Here is an 18092-nt window from a genome sequence, read left to right as displayed (position 1 = left end):
CACATTTGATTCGTCGAAACTTTGTTCAGTTTTCAAAGGTCTACCAGTTAGCTAACCAAGCAGTTAACTAACATTTAGTATTTTATCAAATCTGCTCATCAAAGTCAACAACTAATTTTAATTAGTTAAGTTAGCTTGTTAACAAGCAGCTTTTATAATATATCATGTTGTCCAGAAGCTGTCAATTATTATTTTGATTTAATCAGCTTGTAAGAAATCAAACTCTTGCTGACAACGTTAATTACTATACAAGACTTAGTATTAAGTGTCAACAACAAATTAAAAGTAAAATGGATTCCCAAAATCATACAAATGAACAATATTACTGAGACATAGCAGACAATTTGATTTATTCACCAAATTTCCCAGTTGTTGCTCATCTCCAATGATAAATATCGGCTGAATTACGAACTATCACCTGTAACTGCTTTGTTTAATAAATATTACAATTATACTAATTTTCCCCTTCCTATCTTAACAAACACCGAATTACTTGCTAAACTTCATCATTGTTATATGAAACAACTACAACTAAAGGAGAATTTAAGTGGCAACTTTAATCGATTTCATACTTCACATCGACGTCCACATTGTGCAAATCGTTAACCAATTTGGTGGATGGACCTACCTAATATTATTAGCAATCGTATTCATTGAAACAGGGGCCGTCGTCTTACCCTTCCTACCTGGTGACTCACTCCTCTTTGCTGCAAGCGCAATAGCAGCCGACCCCAGATACCATTTGAACATATGGATCTTCAGTATCTTATTCTTCCTTGCCTGCCTAGCTGGTGACTCACTTAACTTCTTAATTGGCCATAAAATCGGTAAGGGATTATCCAATCACTCCCTCTTCGGCCGTTTAATAAACAAAGAGAGCCTTGCCAAGTCAGAAGCCTTCTTTGAAAAGCACGGAGCCCCAGCAATTATTTTGGCTCGTTTCATGCCAATAATTCGGACGTTTGCACCATTTGCAGCCGCTGGCTCCGGCTTTGCCTACCGCCGTTTCATTCCATACAGCTTAATCGGCTGCTTTTCATGGGTACTTCTCTGTTGCGCATCGGGTTACTTCTTCGGCAACCTCCCCTTTGTGCAAGAACACTTCTCTTTAATTATTCTGGCAATTATATTTGTAACCCTGTTACCAGCAATCATCGGCTTCTGCCGTTCAAAGTTCCAAAAAGCGCCAGGAAACATAGATCCCGCCCCAGAGTACGAGGAGGAAAGTAAAGAATAACCCTCCCCATAAAAGAAATACGTGGGTAAAGAAATTCACCGGAAGCATTAAGATAATTGGATCGGAATTAGCTTTAAAAACCCAATCATGATTAGCAAAAATTAGATAATGAAATCTAACGAAAAGCGTTGGAAAGTTAACGAACACCATCGTAAAGATAATTATCAATATGGTCATGATTACCTCCAACGGCTTCAATAGTTGCCAGGTCATTTTACCCCGACGAATCTTTCTTAAAAGGATAAATACTAAGCTACCACTAATGATCATCACAGCTTCATTCACTATCATGATTAACCGAACGTCTTTGAAATGACGGTAACCAACTTTTGATAGGGGAATGTGACGCAATAATAGTTGATGGTTGCCCAGATCTTGGAGGTACCAGAGCAAACGCAGGTAGTCATTACGCGCTGCTACGACGCTGAAGTTCCAGTGCGGATAATGGATGAACAATACTGATAGGTTAAGCGCAAGAAAAAGAGCAACGCTCATTGCCATCATGGTGTAAACCACGATGACGAGGGTTGCTCTTTTTTTACTTAGATATTTTCCACTCATCAAGTGACCTCACAGAATTTGTCGGCTGAACTGCTTCACTAGCAACCTCCGCGGGCTTAGAAAGTCCGGTATAGACCAACAGGCTATCCATTCCAACATTGATGGCAGCTTGAATATCAGTATGATAGTTATCACCAACCATCACCACTTCATCACGACTTAAGCCAACCTTTTGTAGTGCCATCTCCATTATTATTTTTTCTGGTTTACCAATCATCAGTGGCTTTTGTTGGGTTGCATATTCTACCAACTTAACAATTGAACCCGCTCCCGGGACCATCCCCCGTTCATTGGGTAAATTACTATCTGCATTCGTTCCAATAAACTTGGCACCATCCCTGATAAGCAATACGGCTGTTTCCAATTTAGCGTAGGTGACCTGCGAATCAAGACCAACAACCACAAAATCCGGCTGCTGATTGGTAATTTCAAAGCCACACGCCGCCAGGGCATCACGCAACCCACTTTCACCAACAATGTACACTTTTCTCTTCTCGCCAGCAATTCCATCAAGGTAGTCCGCAGTTGCGAGGGCCGTTGTGTAGACATTTTCTGGCTTAACATCAATGTTATGATTTTCCCGCAGGTTATTGGCAACAAACTCTGGTGACCGCGTACTGTTATTAGTAACGAACAGGATTGTCTTATCCGCCGCCTTTAACCGTTTAATGAAGCGGGCAGCTGCTGGTATTTGTTTTTTCCCCTTATAGGTTGTCCCGTCTAAGTCAATGAAATATCCTCGGTAGTTCTTACTCATTTGTGCTTTTTTGCTCCTTGTTTACGTTGACGAATAACAAACTTCTGCTGGTGCTTACCAGTTTTTACTCGTTCCGCGTGCTGATTTTTACGGTGCCGAACACTTGGCTGTTTAACTTTGCGCCGCCGTTCCTTTATTACTGGCCCCTTTTTGCTGGAATGGTTACGCCGTCTTCTGCGGTGATGGGGGTGCCCAACCTTAACATCTTCATTATGGATAATGAAATAGGCACAGCCAAAGTTACAATCCTCAAAAAGGTAATCTTCAATCGTTTCAACGCTTTTCTCAGGAGTAAAACCCGGATTTTCTTTTGCATAAAATCCCTTCAGCCTTAACTGGTCGTAACCCCAATCACCAACAATATAGTCATACTTACTTAATACCGAACTGAAACGCTTAGCTAGTTCTGTTGGATTAAAGCCATCGCGATAATCCTTGACCAATTCATAGGGGTGACCATTCAATCGAAAATGGTTTTCGTCGTCACGCTCAATATGGTAGAGGTCGGCCCGCTGTTCTTCGCGCTGGTCAATATAATCTTGAATTTTCGCCCGATTCATTTGCTCACCTCCATCAATAGCTAATCTTAATTATCATAACATACATTCACCCTAATTTTGCTTAGCAAGGGCGGCCGTTTTTTGGGCAATTATTTCCTCCACTTCGGCAAAAGTTATCGGGGTCCCAAAAGCGGGTTGGGGATGGAGAAACGCCATTTCGGGTGCATCCACACCAACATTGATGTTTTCCTTAGTTGGTACGGAATAATGGTGAATATGACCATGGAGGTTAACAATCTGGGGAGCAATTCCTAGCATCATTGGATAATGGGTCAAATAGTATTGACGGTGGTCATATTTTAATAAAATGCCCACATCATGAAAGGTAAATTTTGCGTGCCCGTCGACCATAAAATTATGGGCGTCCAGATACTTGAATAGGGCCCGACTATCATGATTACCCTTCACTAATTCTAGTCGGCCATTGAGTTGGCAGAGCACTTCGTAAACCGCTTCGTATGATTTTCGAGGTGGTCGGGTAAAGTACAGGGCAATGTCGCCAAGATGGTAGACAATGTCATGCTCACCTACCCGGGCGTTCCAGTTATCAATAATGGTCTGATTCATCGTTGCCACATCCGGAAAGGGCCGTGGGGCGAAATTGTCAATCCCTAGCAAGTCACTATGGAAGAAATGGGTATCTGAGGTTACAAATTGCATATACTATCCTCCTTAAAAAAAGAGGAACCGCATCCCCGGTTCCTCTTTTTTTATGTTTTTAACGATTAGTTTGCTTGTTCTTTCTTCAACCGTTCAATATCACGAACAATCATCAGCTCTTCGTTAGTTGGAATTAACAAGGTCTTGACCTTAGCATCAGGAGCCGACAAGTCACGCTGAACACCGTGGCACTTGTTCTTTTCTTGGTCAATCTTAATACCGAAGCAATCCATGTTGTCGGTAATCAGCTTCCGTACCGGAATACTGTTTTCACCAACACCAGCAGTGAAGACAATCGCATCAACACCATCCATTTCAGCAATGTAAGCACCGAGGTAACGCTTGATCCGGTTAACGTAAATATCAAGTGCCAGTTGGGCCTTTTCGTTCCCCTTATCAGCAGCATCCAGAATATCCCGCATATCAGGAGAAAGTTCTGAAATCCCCAACAGACCAGACTTGTGGTTCAAGGTGTCAATCATTTCGTCAGAAGACATCCCCGTCTTCTCTTCAACAAAGGCAACCAGCGATGGGTCAACATCCCCAGAACGCGTTGCCATCGTGATCCCGGCTAATGGTGTGAAGCCCATTGAAGTATCATAAGACTTACCATCCTTAATTGCGGTGATTGAAGCACCCGCCCCAATGTGCATCGTGATTAACTTAAGGTCTTCTAATGGCTTGCCCAGCATCTTGGCTGCTTGTGCGGCAACATAACGGTGACTAGTACCGTGGGCACCGTACTTCCGAGCACCGTACTTCTCATACCATTCGTAAGGAATACTGTAAAGGGCATTCTTCTTTGGCATGTTGGCATGGAAGGAAGTGTCAAAGACAGCAACAGCAAACGCATTTGGCAGAGCCTTCTTGAAGGCCTTGATCCCCAGTAATTCGGCCGGGTCGTGCAGTGGTGCATATTCAGCAAGGGAATCAATCTTCTTAATAACGTCATCAGTGATTACTGCGGAATCTTTGAAGTATTCACCACCCGCAACAACACGGTGACCCACGGCCGTAATTTCGTCGTAACTCTTAACAATTCCCAGGGCAATCAGCTGGTCTAGTAAGTACTTAATTGCTGCCCCGTGATCAGCAAATGGTTTTTCGTCTTCATGCTTGTGACCATCATACTTGATTTTAGCGTGGCCCATTTCTTCGCCAATTCGTTCGATGGTTCCTTCTGCAACCACGTTCTCACTTGGCATATCGAAAAGCTTAAACTTTAATGTTGAACTACCGGCATTAACTGCAATTGACTTTGACATAACAATGTCTCCTTTTTAACCTAGATTTGTCTTAACCCATTGATCAATTTCTTGCATGAACGCACCAAATTCCTTTGGCTGCTTGAACGATGGGAATTCACCTAATAACACTTTCACCGCTTGCTTACTATTTCCACCATGACGCTGCAAAAGCAAAATTGCCTTTTGTGCATTTGGGTTAGCAAACAATTCACTTGGGAGGTTAATCAACCCTTGGAGGTAAGCAACTGACTGAATCCATTTAACAAAAGATTGTGACTCCTTTGTTTGGAAAATGTTGCTGGGAACCAGGAACACACCAAAGCCACCCGGTCTGAGATAGTTCATTGCCTGTTCGATCAGTAAATGATGAACATAGGAATGCCCCTTCTCAGCCCGTGTTTGGTAGTTCTTAGTGTTTTCATCCAACGGATAATAACCAATTGGTAAATCGGCAACCGCAATATCACACTCCGGAATATCCAGAGCATTGATAGAATCCTGATGAAAAAGATCAATGTCTAGCTTTTGAAGGGCAACACTGGCACTAGCTACCTCCAGCATTGCCGGATCATTGTCAATCCCATATCCCTTTACTGGTTGTGAGTTACTCTTTTTTAATTGGTTAATGACCGTCGTCAGTAAGTTGCCTGTCCCGACAGCAGGGTCAAAGATCGAATATGGCCGCTTGAAATTAACGATTTTTTCAATCAGGTAGGCCATCAAAAAGCCAATTGTGTCAGGTGTCATTTGGTGATTAGCCTGAATTGCATCTTTTCGAATGACCTTAAGGAAACTGAGCTGAATAACTTGACGAATTGTCTCGGCATCCGCATCCCTTAACTTTAACTCTTGATAGAGCTTTTGCAGCTTATCAACAGTCGCCTTATCCGGGACACCATCCTCAACAGCTACCTGATCATCAATGATGTTCTCAGCGTTTTCCAACATGGCATCTAAATAGGAACTCCGCAATGCCGACTGCAGGATCTCTGTTCCTTGATCAAAAGCTTCGAACAATTCTTGTGGTGTTCGACTTGACGTAGTCGTCGCCTCCTAACGGTGTAAATATTACAGTATTAGTTTACCGATTATCGCTCCTAAATTCAAGATAACGCTTACTAGAATTACTAGCTGATTGCAAATTATCCTTTGTCTGCTGGACCATCTCTGTGGTTAACCGCTGTTCAATTATCCGCTGTCGCCCATAGTAGTGGTACTGAAAAACAATTACCAAACAAATGCAGGATAAGATTACCATACTTGTCCCCAACACGTACCCTGCTGTCCTCTTCTTAACTATCTTTTCTAAAACACAAGTAACCGGTAAGTACTTCACCATTAGTTCGCTCCACTTTTATGTATACCCGTTGTTGATCAAGCTGTCTAAATACCGTTTTTTGGTCATGAATCCCGCTAAAGACAGGCATGTACCCACCATCCTTTTGGGCACGAAGATAGAGGCGCTTTTGAGCACACAACTCATACAGGCGGTCCGTATGTTGATCCCGCAAGACGACTGTATTATCCCTGACACTGACTAAGGCGTAGGCGTGGCGCGGCGACTCCAGCTCTTGTAAACAAATTATCCAGTCGAGCGGTTGATCCAACGACTGGCGGGTTACTGACCGTAAACTACTAATTGTCATCCCGGCAAGGATGATAACAATCGTGGTCACCAGCAGGGCCGCAACGCACTCGATTAGGGTAAAGGCCGCTCTCTTTTTCATCCGCCAATCCTTAAAATTCTATCCTGTTGAAAAGTCACTTCAGCGTACCCCTTTCTAGCAACTGCAACGTAAGGTCCCCGTTTAATGGTCGTCGACCGGTGGGTACAGTAGTATCCGGCACTGGCTTCCTTAGCCAACCGGGCAGCAGTTAATTTAATTATTAGCTGCCGTTGCTGCTGGTGTAGCTGGGCTTGACAGACACTGAAGGAGAAAATTCCTAAACTAATTATTGCCAGGGCCACCATACTATCCGCCATTACAAACGCACCTTTCCCTTTTAACATCATACTCCCCCCGTGCCATCTGAATTGTTAGACGGTAGTCGCAGTGTTCCGTAGCCGAATGAAATACCTTTGTCTGCGGACAGACATAACCGTCAGCCTTGATTTCAATATCATCAAAGTCCATTACCTGAATCGTTGCTGGTATCTTTACCAGTCGTTGGCGATAGTTACATATGAATGAGATTGCCCCTTTTTCCTTCGCATAATGAATATCAGTTCCATAGTGGTTTACCTGGGTTTGAACCTGAGCATAGCGCCACTCCTGGCGAAACTGCCGCCAGAACTGTTGCTCATTAATACGGTTTCGACTGGTGGTCATCATAGGCGTAACCAAACAAAAGATAAGCGCTGTTAGCCCCAGGACAATGATCATCTCCAGAGCTGTAAAACCATCCCTCTTCATCGTTGACACGCTTTGCCGTTAACGATCACGATATGTTCATTCCGCGCCTTTTGTACCTGTGACTTGGTGAGGTAGTTTCCGGCCTGAAGCTCCTCAAAGTTGGCAGAATCAACCCCATTGTCGTTTTCGTAAGCGTCGACTTGTGTCTGGACAACCGCAACCATTGCGTTGCCGTGAACCTTGTTGGCATGCTTCCTTTGCTGGGCAAGGTTGGGAATTACAATCAGAATCAAGAGACTGATAATGAAGAGGACAATCGACATTTCAAGCAGTGTGAACGCCGAACGTGGCGGCAATAATTTCTTATTCATTTTAATAGACCCCCTGTAACGAGTGGTAAATTGGTAAGAGAATACTGAGGTATAGGCCCACAATAACTGCGGCAATCACAATAAAAATGACGGGTTGGACCAACGAAAACAGCTGTTCCAGGCGGGCCAAAAGGTGCTTAAATTGGATTTGGGAGAAGGCTGTCAGATCCTTACCTAATTCCTTAGGAGTCGCACCCTTACTGATAAAAATCATTAGTTCGTCTGGCAAGAAAATGGTCCGTTTGATAAAGTTATCCAACTGACCGCCAGCAGCAAGGTTATTCTGGACTTCTGCTCCCAGTTGATACAGCATCGTCCGATCAGAAAATTTTTCAATGGTCGTCATCATTTCTTTAAGAGACATCCCCGCACGAAGAAGGACGGCAAGGGCACTCGTAATGTAGTAGGCATAGTAGAGGCGGTAACATTCACCAACAAGCGGTAAGCGACACAGGCGCTGGACCTGCTGCAGCTTGGTAAGGTGGCGCCAAGTAATTAACTTACAAATCCCGCCAGCGCTAAAAATTAGTGAGCCGAACACGAGCGTCCACTTGAGGTATGGCAAGAACTGGGGAACTTGCTGGCGACCATTACTAGCTTGCCATGACGCCAACTGGGGAAACACGAATGTGGCTAAGCCGACCATCATCACCCCCAGGAGACAAAGCAAAATCAATGGGTACTGGAGCAGTTGTCTCAGCTTTTGCACCTGTCGTTGACGGGTCACCAATAACTGACCAGTTTCAGCAAGGACCTCAACCAGGTCACCATGCTTTTCTGCTAATAAGAGCTGATAATATAAGTCGACCTTAATAAAGGGTCGGACACTATTGGCAAAGGTATTCCCCGCCAACAAGTTGGTCCGCACCTTAGATAAGACGCCAGCTTCTTTAGCCATCGTAGTTGTTGTAAAGTCAACAGCCCGCTGGAGGGAGAAGCCAACTCTTAAAAGGTCACTCAGCAGCAAGAACCACTTTGCCTGCGCTCTTGGATTAAACTTAACCTTCCCAGAACGCTTCCTTGACCTGGGCAGATATTTTCCCCACCGCCACTGCTTTTGATAGTTGCTTCCCCCATTCATCTGTCATCCCTCCCTTTTCCCCGTTTTCAATGGCCCTATTAAGGTCATCACCACGCAACGAATCAAACAACACTGCCTGGCCCCCGCCCATTACTGGTAACAGCCGCTGGTAGCACACGCCCGTAAGTGTCTGCGCTAGGTAGTATTCCGCAACCCCCAGCTGCCTGAGCCGGGCAACCGCGCCATAGGCATTTTGGGCATGAATTGTCCCCAGCACAAGGTGGCCACTCAGCGCTGCTTGCACCGTCATCTTTGCCGTTTCCGGGTCACGAATCTCACCAATAATAAAGATGTCTGGACGGTGGCGCAGACCAAGGCGCAAGAGAGCCTGGTAATCCATCCCCGCCAATTCGTTCACCTGAAGCTGGATAAAGGACGGTTCATGAATTTCAACCGGGTCCTCAATCGCCATGACAACCTTCTCGTCCGCTAGTTCCCGGACAAGCTGGTACATCGTCGTCGTCTTTCCCGAACCCATCGGGCCCGCAAAAAGGTGCAGGCCCCGCCTCTTGAGAATTTGCTTCAAGGCTTGCCATTGGTTAGGAAAGAGTAAGTGGTAATTTTGGCTCGTCAAGTGGTAGATAAACCGGACAACCAGCGACTCGCGGCCTTGATAGTCACCGACACTGGATAGGCGGAGATTAACCACTTCGGGCCCATATTGCCACTTCATTGCACCCAACTGAGGCCGGCGGTGCTCACTGACGGCCATGTCAGCCTGATATTTCAGATATGAAATCAGTCGTTCCGCATAATCACTGGGCACCTCTTTTATCTGCTGTAATGACCCCTGGCGCGTTACCAACAGGCGGTAATATTTTTTAAATGGCAAAATGTATAGGTCTGCGGCGCGCATTCCAATGGCAACCGCAATTTCTTTCTCAAAATTCTTCATAACGACAAAACCCCCTTTACCTAAATAAGACGGTAAAAGGGAGCGTTTAAACTAAAAAACTAGGAAAATCCTAGCTTTTTATTACGAATATTTAAATGTTAATCTTCGTCATCTGGCAGGATACCAGTTTCGTAGATGTCGGCAACATCATCGTTTGCGGTCAATTCATCGATTAAATGACGGTATTGCTTAGCCTTGTCTTCTGGAACTGCTGTCCGGTTTTGTGGGATCATCGTTACTTCAGCAGTGTCCAAGTCGTAGCCCTTGCCTTGCAAAGCATCACGAACAGTCGTTAAACTGCTTGGATCAGTGAAGATTTGGAACTTCTCATCGGTTGCTTTCATGTCGTCCGCACCGGCATCCAAAGCATCCATTAACATGTCGTCTTCACTCTTGTCAAGACCGTCCCGGAGGATTTCAATTAATCCCTTCCGGTCAAACATGTATGAAACAGAACCACTCGCACCTAACGAACCACCTGCATGGGTGAAGGCGGAACGAACGGCAGAGGCCGTCCGGTTCTTGTTATCGGTTAAGGCGGAAACCATTACGGCCACCCCACCTGGAGCGTACCCTTCGTAAGTAACTTCTTCGAACTTTGCACCACCGATACCAGAAGCCTTAGCAATGGCCCGGTCGATGTTCTTCTTTGGCATGTTAGCTGCGTGCGCCTTATCAATTACCAAACGTAACTGGGCGTTGTTAGCTGGATCAGGATCACCTGCTTTAGCTGCTTGGTATAAATCACGGGAAATCTTTTGGAAGATCTTTCCACGCTTAGCATCTTGGGCGTTTTTACGTCCCTGGATGTTATGCCATTTTGAATGTCCTGACATTACTGACTCCTCTTTTCTTTACTTAATGTGATAAACAGGTAAAGTTTAGCAAAAAAACATTATTAATTCAAGGTGAATACACTACTTAAACCTCTTAAATCCCCGGATGGCCCAGCAAATAACTGCTAAAATCCCCGTAACAGCAATCACGGGCATTGCGGTTTGACCAAAATCACCCGCGCACTGAACCGCAAATGTGCTGTAGTCAGGGTAGGGTTGTACTAATTGTGGAATAACTGCCCGAACCACTTCAATAATCAGCCAACTAATCACCGTACCAAAAAGGAATATCCAACTGAAGCTGGTTGCAAAATGACGCCTAAGAATGGCAAGGACAATTAGGACAAACAAGCCGCAAGCACTGACAATTAGACAGATATTTGTGGCCACCCGGGCAACCTGGAGGCCATTAATGACCGCCGTTACTTCTGGTGTGTTGATTCGTGAATTAACCGTGCTGTTTACCTGACTGGCTACCGCTGATGACGTTCCTGACGGCAAAATGTCGGTTGAAAGGCCAACCTTTGATAGCTCATCATTGGCCCGATTCTCCACGTTATTCGTGATTGGACTAAGATCAAGCTTAAGCCGCTGACCGGCAAAGGCCTGGTTAACAACCGTCCGCACAATATGGTCAGTATCTGCTTTAGTGACGGCACTAGTTGGGATTCCATACTGCTGTAGTCCATCATCAACTTCATCTAAAATTGTTGATTCCAGTGCCGATGACGTAACTTCATGCATGACAAAAGACTTATTTAAAATCGTCCGCTCAACAATAAAACTGATGGTTAAAACCGTTAACAAAACCACCCCTAAGATTTGCAAACCGATATGGTGGCTTACCGTTTCCTGGGGCTTCTCATCAGTACTTGCTTGATGGTAAAGCTCACTTCTTGTTGGCAATAGTCAAATCCCCTACTTACGAGTAGACTGACGAGCCTCAAAGCCATGGTCTAAGATAACACCGTTTTCTTCATCATCATTGTCTTCCATCAGTTTTGTTAACAGCCGCATCGATACCGCACCGATATCGTAAAGGGGTTGGATGATGGAAGAAAGGGTTGGCCGGCATAACCGGGTGTAAGTAGTGTCATTAGAAGAAATAATTTCAAAGGCTTCTGGGACCTTAATCTCGTTGTCTCCTAAACCGTTTAATAAACCAACGGCAAGGTGGTCGTTAGTGACGTACGCAGCTTTGACACCATTTTGGGCAATTTCTTTAGCCCGTTCGTAAATTTGCTTGTAACTACCATCAGTTTCAATTACCAGGTCACTACTGTATTGAATACCCTTTTCACTTAGCGCTTCCTTGTAACCAGCTAGCCGCGCCTGGTTGATTGCATAGCCCAGTGAGCTGGTTACCAAGGCAACATTCCCATTGTTGTGTTCCAAAAGCTTCAGGGTTGCTTCCTTTGCTGCCTTTTGATAATCAATCCGGACGGTTGCCAGGTCTTTGTCATCAACAACTGAACCGGCAACAACCACCGGCGTGTTGGCGCTCTTAAATTCCGCCTGCAAGTCCGCCGAGATATCGTAACCCATGAAGATAATCCCGTCGACTTGCTTAGCAAGGAGGTTACGAACAACCTTTAAGATCTTGTCATTATCATAGTCGGAGTTAGCCAGAATAATATTGTACTTGTACATCGAGGCAATGTCGTCAATTCCCAGTGCCAACTCAGCAAAGTAAGGATTTGTAATGTTAGGGATAACAACCCCCACGGTCGTTGTCCGCTTAGATGCTAGGCCCCGGGCCACCGCATTTGGACGGTAGTTAAGACGTTTAATGACGTCAAGAACTTTTTGACGGGTTGCTGGTTTAACATTCGGATTACCATTAACAACCCGAGAAACAGTTGCCATGGAAACGCGTGCTTCACGAGCAACCGTGTAAATAGTGACTGCTTGTTTTTCCATAAGATAGCCCTTTCTTTATTGATATATCAGTTTTTCATAATTTTTCATAACTATACTAATATAGCAAATTTCCCAAGACATATCAATAATTTTAGTTATTAAAAATGCCTGGTAGACAGTTTTTAGTGGACTGTCTATCAAGCATTCTTTTAACTGTAAACTTACTCTTCATGCGTTGCGTCGATAACAATGTCATCGTCTGCATCGTTCTCTTTTTCGTGAGCCTTAGCCAACTTCTTGCGGATTGCAGCAGTTTGCTTGTCAAATTCGTCGTTTGTCAAGTGGTCCAGTACCTGGTCCTTTGTCTTTTTGACCTTCTCGGTGGCCGCTTTGACGTTATCAGTCACGCCATTATCATCCATTTCGGCCAACTTTTCGTCAACAATATCAAGAGCATTCAGTGCGTAGTCGGTGACGTAATCAGCAATGTCACCCATCTTAGCGTTTGCCCTTTCCTTTAGCAATTGGCGTTTCCTTTCTGGAATGAGCGCCCAACTGGCTGCGGTGGCTGCTCCGCCTAAAATAATTCCGGCAAATAACTTCTTACTCATTACTGTTAACTCCTTTCTTATTAGCCCGGTGTGTCCGATAACGACCAACAGCACCAATAATTGCCGCCTTTCCGGCACTCTTCAGCAAACTAATCCCCAACTTATTTTTCTCCCGTTGGGCATTTGCCTTATCAACCATGGTGTGCAGGTGGTCATTAATGTCAACCACACTTTGGCTCACATCCGCCACAGCCTGAACTGCCGGGTTGAGCTTATTGGACTTTTTATTAATGTCCTCCAACAGTGAGTTCGTGTTACCGAGAACTTCTTCAACTTCCTTACTCAGGTTATCCATATCGCGGGTCAGCAGGGAGATACTGTGGTTGGTCTCCTTCATGGTCTTACTCAGTTGGTTAACCAGGATGCACAGAAAAACAACCAAGATCAAAAAAGCAATTGCCGCAATCAACCCTGCCAATTCACCAAACGTCATTAAGTGCCGCCTCCTTTAATTTCTTTACTTAATGACTAGAATAGCACAACTGACCGTTAAACGACAATTCCCCTATCGACATTAATACCCAGAAGTTGTTACAATTGAGTGGATTCATTTAAAGGGGGAAATTCTTATGATTGTTGGTGCGGGTAACGCCCAATTCAATAAACAGCTGGAACAGGTTCGCCGAGCGTTTACCGACCTGTCCTGGGAACAGATTTCGCGGCAGATTCTCAACAAGCTGCTCCTTATCTTCATTACTGCCGCCTTATTCTTCATTATCTTGTGGTTAGGGCGCGTAATTATCAACCACCTGTTTCGTGAGTCCAATAAATATCAACTGCTAAGAAACAAGAACCGCCTGGCAACTATTCGGGTCCTGACCCTTAACATCTATCGTTACACTTGCTACTTCTTTTTCCTGTACGCCATTCTTTCTGAAATTGGTGTCCCCGTGGGTACCCTCATTGCCGGAGCCGGTATTTTCAGCATTGCTCTTGGCCTTGGGGCCCAGGGCTTCGTCAGCGACGTTGTTAACGGCTTTTTTATCTTGCTAGAACAGCAACTTGATGTTGGTGATACCGTTGAACTGGGGCAAATAAAAGGAACCGTAACCGCCCTTGGTATCCGCACAACCCAGATCACCAGTGCGGACGGGACTTTAAACTTCATCCCCAACCGACAAATTACCATTGTCCGCAACTTTTCCCGCAATGATGTGGTCACCAATGTCGACATTTTTATTGCTCCTAACGCCAAGATCGACCAGGTGAAGGCTATTGTTGACCGGGTTAACACCCAATTAATCGACACCACCCCCGACCTGCAGACGGAACCAGTAGTTGTTGGTCCCGTCACCGTCAATGCACAGCTTGTCTTCCGGGTGACAATTACCGTCACAAGCGGTACCCAATCAAAGGTTTCCAGTAAGTTTCTCGCTGCTTACCTGCGCGAACTTCATGCTGCCAACGTGCCCCTTTCTTGGGAAGGGAGGGGACACCATGAAAATTAAGATGATTGCAACCGACCTCGACGGAACATTTCTGCGTGACAACCACACTTATAACCACCGCCTCTTCAAGAAGGTCTTTCGCCAACTACAAAAAAGGGGGATTCGCTTCGTTGCCGCTAGCGGTTCTAGCTACCCCCGTTTAAAACGTGAATTTGCCCCCTACGTTGACCAAATGGGCTTTGTCTCCCAAAACGGTTCCGTAATCCACCTGGGCGATAAATTGATTCAGGACTACCCGATTGACTCTCGGGCCCTGGCACGGGTAATGCACGTGCTGGACCGCTACTACGGTCCTCGTGACATCAACCAGTTAGTAGTTTCGGGGCCCATTCATTCCTATGTCGACCAGACGATGGACGACCATAATTTTAAAATCGTAAAAACCTTTTACGAAGACGTTCACCGGGTTCCAGACATTCGCCACATCTTTGCAAGCTCCCCTGATGAGGAGTTCACCAAAATTTCCATCAACTTTGCTAACCATGTCAACCTGGCACGGGTGGCGGCTACCCTGGATAACTTTCTCCCGGCATCGCTTATCATTGAAAATTCTGGATTTAACACCGACCTGATTGGTAATGCCCACGGGACAAAGCGCAACGGACTCGCCCTGTTGCAGGACTACTTTGCTTGTGCCCCTAGTGAAATCGTGACCTTTGGTGATAACGAAAACGATCTCGGGATGTTGGCAATGACCGCCCAGAGTTACGCAATGCAAAATGCCCACCAAGTTATTCGGATGCAGGCTGGTCACGTTACCACTGCTGATAACAACCATGATGGGGTTCTAAAAACAATTCAACAGATTCTTAAAAATAATTAGCTGCTATGGTGAAGTATCCCCAATTTGCCAGTAAACGTAAACGGCCTTCAGTGTTTGAAAACCCAAACACTGAAGGCCGTTTTCTATCTTCCTGGATGATTTCTAACGCGAAAACTCAACATGTAAGTCGGGAACGCGGTGCATCTGCCGATCGTAAAAATCAACTACAAACGCATGCGGGTCAGCATCGATGACTGCAAAGGTTCCACCAATGTCACGATACGGTCCCCGCGGCAGCGAAATACTCCCGGGGTTAATAACCAGCATTCCGTGGTCAACCATGGTCCCCAACTGGTGGGTGTGACCATAACAGATTACGTCCGCCCCAGTTGATGCTCCCTTTAGCATCAACGGAGTCATAGTAAAGTTGACCCGGTAGTGGTGACCATGGGTAATAAAAAAGTGCTGTCCTGCCTTTTCAATAACCTGGTCTCCCGGATAGCCGAGGTGCCAATCATTATTTCCCGCCACCCCAACAAAATTTTTCATCAATGAGTCAGTTGAATCAATTTCTGAATCCCCACAGTGAATCATCAGGTCTACCTGCCCCTGCCACTCATTGACAATCTGGGAAAGGATCTGTCGATCACCGTGATTATCACTTACTACTAACGCCTTCATTATGCCTGCCACCATTCTGCAAACTGGTCCATAAAGGCCCGGAGTGCCCGGCCACGGTGACTGATTTGGTTCTTTTGATCAGCGGTCAATTCCGCCATTGAACAGTCGTAACCGTCCGGTATAAATAAGGGATCATACCCAAAGCCGTTGTTGCCGCGTGCCTTTTGGAGAATTTTACCGTTAACTCGGCCCTCCGTCACCAGCTTTGCCCCGTCCGGCTTGAGGGCCAGAATTGTGGTATGAAAATGAGCCGTCCGTTGTTCACCTGGAACATTGGCTAACTCACGTAGTAATTTGGCGTTATTAGCGGCATCGTCATGGTCACCTGCATAGCGGGCAGAATGAACTCCTGGAGCGCCATTTAAAGCGTCTACCACTAGGCCGGAGTCATCGGCCATCACGGGCAAATTAAAGGCTGCTACGGCTGTCTGGGCCTTAATCAAGGCATTTTCTGCAAAGGTTTGCCCATCTTCATTAATCGTAATTGGCGGAAAATCGGCAAGCGTCTTGATTTCAACATCAAAGGGGGCAAACATCTTTCGGTATTCACGGGCCTTACCGGCATTTTTCGTCGCCACTACTAACATCTTCATCTCGTTACCTCCAAATCAATGTGACTGCAGGAATCGTACTGACCGCCGAGCCATAACTGAGCCCCGTTAACCAGGTCCGTGGTCTTACCGGTCGTGTACAATTCAACGACTGGTGCGCGGCCAGTATTCTCACCATCACTAACCTTCAACGCTGCCTGGACATGCTTAACAGTTTCAAAGGCCGGATCAACCAGTTTTACTGCTGGACCAAGGGTGTGTTCAATCTCTTTTTTCAGGAACGGGAAATGCGTGCACCCCAGGACTAAGGTTTGAACGCCCTGCCCCTTTAGCGGTGCCAATTCTTGATCAACCGTCCGTTGGGCCGCTACGGTCCCCGTCTGGCCATGTTCAACGATTGAGACTAGTGGCTGGGCTGCCTGACTAACGACCCGGATATTGGCCGTCGTCAAGTCCTTGATGGCATGATCATACGCACCATTTTTAATGGTCGATTCAGTTCCGATAACGCCAATCGTCTGGGCCCCACTTGCTAATGCCGCCTGGGCACCCGGCTTAATGACCCCAATTACGGGAATTGACAACTGCTTTTGTAGGGTTGGTAGTGCCGCTGCTGTTGCTGTATTGCAAGCAACCACCATCATCTTCGCGCCCTTTTCCTGTAAAAAGCGGCCAACCGCTAATGCCAATTGCCGGATTTCTGCCTGACTCTTGGTTCCATAGGGAAAGTGTCCCTGGTCACCAACAAAAATTAACGATTCACCCGGCATCTCCTTTTGTAATACCCGGAGAACCGATAAACCGCCTAAGCCAGAGTCCATCATTCCGATGGGTCGTTTATCCATTTCTGCCACCTCACTGTTTTTATTTAGAAATACTTGAAACTACATTATCGGTTTAATTTGCAAGTTTTGCAAGTTGGTGCTGCTAAGGCCCTGGTTTTTAAGTATAATAGTAATTGATTGCAAAAAAGGAGCAGAACGAGAAAATGAGTCAAAAACTTTACGACCAATTAATTAACAGCCCCCAAGGTTTAAATACGGGGACGCTTCGTGACGTTATCCTTCCTGCCATTCTGGGGAAAGAGACTGATGAGATGCTCTACTGGATTGGCAAGGACCTGGCCCGGCAATACCCCGTAGCTACAACTAACGACCTTGTCACTTTGACCCAGCAACTCGCCTTTGGTGACCTTACCCTGGTAAAGAAGACCACCACTAGTCAAATTTGGCGACTTGGTGGTCCGGTGATCATCAACCGGGTCAGCCGCGACAATGAAGAAACCTCCTTTGGTTTAGAATGCGGCTTTCTCGCCCAGGAAGTTGAATTTCAGCTGAATACAATTGTGGAGGCGAAGGTTAACGACCGCCACCATGACTACGTTGAAATTCTCCTGGAAAACGATCCCCAAACCAAGAGCAGCTCCGAAAGAAACGAGTTAGTCACCTTTATCCACCCCCAGGGTGCCCCAGCTGAAAAGCAGTCCGAAGACGAAAAAGAGAAGCCATCCCGTCTGGCACGGTTAAAGCATAGTAAGAGAAAATAGGATATCTTGAAAATAATGGTTCTACAATTTTAAGTACTGATGGATTTAACATCAGTGCTTATTTTGGTTTAAA

General features: G+C 45.7%; 24 protein-coding genes. 4 read left to right on the top strand and 20 right to left on the bottom strand.

Going from position 1 to position 18092, the window contains the following annotated elements; all coding sequences use genetic code 11:
* Positions 1-547: 547 nt before the first annotated feature.
* Positions 548-1237 (top strand): VTT domain-containing protein, encoded by a 690-nt coding sequence (locus tag FD32_RS06435; RefSeq protein WP_056962143.1) that lies wholly within the window; start codon positions 548-550, stop codon positions 1235-1237.
* Here the strand turns inward: FD32_RS06435 and FD32_RS06430 are convergent.
* The 17 genes from FD32_RS06430 to FD32_RS06350 all read right to left on the bottom strand — a co-directional run bounded on the left by FD32_RS06430 (position 1169) and on the right by FD32_RS06350 (position 13463).
* A complete protein-coding gene (locus tag FD32_RS06430; protein ID WP_047769641.1) occupies positions 1169-1798 on the bottom strand; it encodes a TIGR01906 family membrane protein in 630 nt (209 codons plus the stop codon). The two genes, FD32_RS06435 and FD32_RS06430, sit on opposite strands and share 69 nt — an antisense overlap.
* Positions 1776-2555 (bottom strand): TIGR01457 family HAD-type hydrolase, encoded by a 780-nt coding sequence (locus tag FD32_RS06425; protein ID WP_047769643.1) that lies wholly within the window; start codon positions 2553-2555, stop codon positions 1776-1778. Before FD32_RS06425 ends, FD32_RS06430 begins: the two co-directional genes overlap by 23 nt.
* Positions 2552-3115 (bottom strand): YutD family protein, encoded by a 564-nt coding sequence (locus FD32_RS06420; RefSeq protein WP_047769645.1) that lies wholly within the window; start codon positions 3113-3115, stop codon positions 2552-2554. Before FD32_RS06420 ends, FD32_RS06425 begins: the two co-directional genes overlap by 4 nt.
* Before the next feature lie 51 nt (positions 3116-3166).
* The gene (locus tag FD32_RS06415) at positions 3167-3775 is read right to left on the bottom strand and encodes a metallophosphoesterase family protein (protein WP_047769647.1); all 609 of its coding nucleotides are present in this window, start codon (positions 3773-3775) and stop codon (positions 3167-3169) included.
* Between the two features lie 65 nt (positions 3776-3840).
* Positions 3841-5040, bottom strand: coding sequence for an acetate/propionate family kinase (locus tag FD32_RS06410; protein WP_047769649.1), 1200 nt, complete (start codon positions 5038-5040; stop codon positions 3841-3843).
* Between the two features lie 15 nt (positions 5041-5055).
* Positions 5056-6039, bottom strand: coding sequence for a class I SAM-dependent methyltransferase (locus FD32_RS06405; protein WP_337588857.1), 984 nt, complete (start codon positions 6037-6039; stop codon positions 5056-5058).
* Between the two features lie 275 nt (positions 6040-6314).
* Complete coding sequence (locus tag FD32_RS06400; RefSeq protein ID WP_047769651.1) at positions 6315-6749, bottom strand: prepilin-type N-terminal cleavage/methylation domain-containing protein; 435 nt, start codon at positions 6747-6749, stop codon at positions 6315-6317.
* The gene (locus tag FD32_RS06395; RefSeq protein WP_047769653.1) at positions 6746-7006 is read right to left on the bottom strand and encodes a hypothetical protein; all 261 of its coding nucleotides are present in this window, start codon (positions 7004-7006) and stop codon (positions 6746-6748) included. The genes FD32_RS06400 and FD32_RS06395 overlap by 4 nt, the downstream gene beginning before the upstream one ends.
* Positions 6996-7436 carry a hypothetical protein gene (locus tag FD32_RS06390; protein ID WP_047769655.1) on the bottom strand — a complete coding sequence of 147 codons (441 nt, stop codon included), beginning with the start codon at positions 7434-7436 and terminating at the stop codon, positions 6996-6998. Before FD32_RS06390 ends, FD32_RS06395 begins: the two co-directional genes overlap by 11 nt.
* The gene (gene comGC / locus FD32_RS06385; RefSeq protein ID WP_047769657.1) at positions 7433-7747 is read right to left on the bottom strand and encodes a competence type IV pilus major pilin ComGC; all 315 of its coding nucleotides are present in this window, start codon (positions 7745-7747) and stop codon (positions 7433-7435) included. Before comGC ends, FD32_RS06390 begins: the two co-directional genes overlap by 4 nt.
* Position 7748: 1 nt before the next feature.
* Positions 7749-8828, bottom strand: coding sequence for a competence type IV pilus assembly protein ComGB (comGB, locus tag FD32_RS06380; RefSeq protein WP_235803778.1), 1080 nt, complete (start codon positions 8826-8828; stop codon positions 7749-7751).
* Entirely contained in the window at positions 8746-9723 is a 978-nt protein-coding gene (gene comGA / locus FD32_RS06375) for a competence type IV pilus ATPase ComGA (protein ID WP_047769659.1), read from the bottom strand. Before comGA ends, comGB begins: the two co-directional genes overlap by 83 nt.
* A gap of 98 nt (positions 9724-9821) precedes the next feature.
* Entirely contained in the window at positions 9822-10559 is a 738-nt protein-coding gene (locus tag FD32_RS06370; RefSeq protein ID WP_047769662.1) for a YebC/PmpR family DNA-binding transcriptional regulator, read from the bottom strand.
* Between the two features lie 81 nt (positions 10560-10640).
* Entirely contained in the window at positions 10641-11465 is an 825-nt protein-coding gene (locus tag FD32_RS06365; protein WP_053003071.1) for a hypothetical protein, read from the bottom strand.
* A 12-nt stretch (positions 11466-11477) separates the two neighbouring features.
* Positions 11478-12479 carry a catabolite control protein A gene (ccpA, locus tag FD32_RS06360; protein ID WP_047769663.1) on the bottom strand — a complete coding sequence of 334 codons (1002 nt, stop codon included), beginning with the start codon at positions 12477-12479 and terminating at the stop codon, positions 11478-11480.
* A 161-nt stretch (positions 12480-12640) separates the two neighbouring features.
* Entirely contained in the window at positions 12641-13030 is a 390-nt protein-coding gene (locus tag FD32_RS06355; RefSeq protein ID WP_047769664.1) for a hypothetical protein, read from the bottom strand.
* Positions 13023-13463, bottom strand: coding sequence for a DUF948 domain-containing protein (locus tag FD32_RS06350; protein WP_047769665.1), 441 nt, complete (start codon positions 13461-13463; stop codon positions 13023-13025). The genes FD32_RS06355 and FD32_RS06350 overlap by 8 nt, the downstream gene beginning before the upstream one ends.
* A 136-nt stretch (positions 13464-13599) precedes the next feature.
* Between FD32_RS06350 and FD32_RS06345 the strand changes: the two genes are divergently transcribed.
* Both FD32_RS06345 and FD32_RS06340 read left to right on the top strand, forming a co-directional pair.
* Complete coding sequence (locus FD32_RS06345) at positions 13600-14478, top strand: mechanosensitive ion channel family protein (RefSeq protein WP_047769666.1); 879 nt, start codon at positions 13600-13602, stop codon at positions 14476-14478.
* Positions 14468-15301, top strand: coding sequence for an HAD hydrolase family protein (locus FD32_RS06340; protein ID WP_047769668.1), 834 nt, complete (start codon positions 14468-14470; stop codon positions 15299-15301). Before FD32_RS06345 ends, FD32_RS06340 begins: the two co-directional genes overlap by 11 nt.
* 102 nt (positions 15302-15403) lie before the next feature.
* On the opposite strand, the gene FD32_RS06335 is transcribed toward FD32_RS06340, so the two are convergent.
* The 3 genes from FD32_RS06335 to murI are packed head-to-tail and all read right to left on the bottom strand — an operon-like array spanning position 15404 to position 17318.
* Positions 15404-15922 (bottom strand): YfcE family phosphodiesterase, encoded by a 519-nt coding sequence (locus FD32_RS06335; RefSeq protein WP_169746081.1) that lies wholly within the window; start codon positions 15920-15922, stop codon positions 15404-15406.
* The gene (locus tag FD32_RS06330) at positions 15922-16515 is read right to left on the bottom strand and encodes an XTP/dITP diphosphatase (protein ID WP_047769672.1); all 594 of its coding nucleotides are present in this window, start codon (positions 16513-16515) and stop codon (positions 15922-15924) included. The genes FD32_RS06335 and FD32_RS06330 overlap by 1 nt, the downstream gene beginning before the upstream one ends.
* The gene (murI, locus tag FD32_RS06325) at positions 16512-17318 is read right to left on the bottom strand and encodes a glutamate racemase (protein ID WP_047769674.1); all 807 of its coding nucleotides are present in this window, start codon (positions 17316-17318) and stop codon (positions 16512-16514) included. Before murI ends, FD32_RS06330 begins: the two co-directional genes overlap by 4 nt.
* Positions 17319-17461: 143 nt before the next feature.
* Between murI and FD32_RS06320 the strand changes: the two genes are divergently transcribed.
* Positions 17462-18019 (top strand): DUF2507 domain-containing protein, encoded by a 558-nt coding sequence (locus FD32_RS06320; RefSeq protein ID WP_047769676.1) that lies wholly within the window; start codon positions 17462-17464, stop codon positions 18017-18019.
* Positions 18020-18092 lie beyond the last annotated feature (73 nt).

The sequence above is a fragment of the Limosilactobacillus panis DSM 6035 genome (assembly GCF_001435935.1).
In the GTDB taxonomy this organism is placed as follows: domain Bacteria; phylum Bacillota; class Bacilli; order Lactobacillales; family Lactobacillaceae; genus Limosilactobacillus; species Limosilactobacillus panis.
The sequence above is the reverse complement of the archived record's forward strand: the minus strand, read 5'-3'. Positions and strand labels throughout refer to the sequence as shown.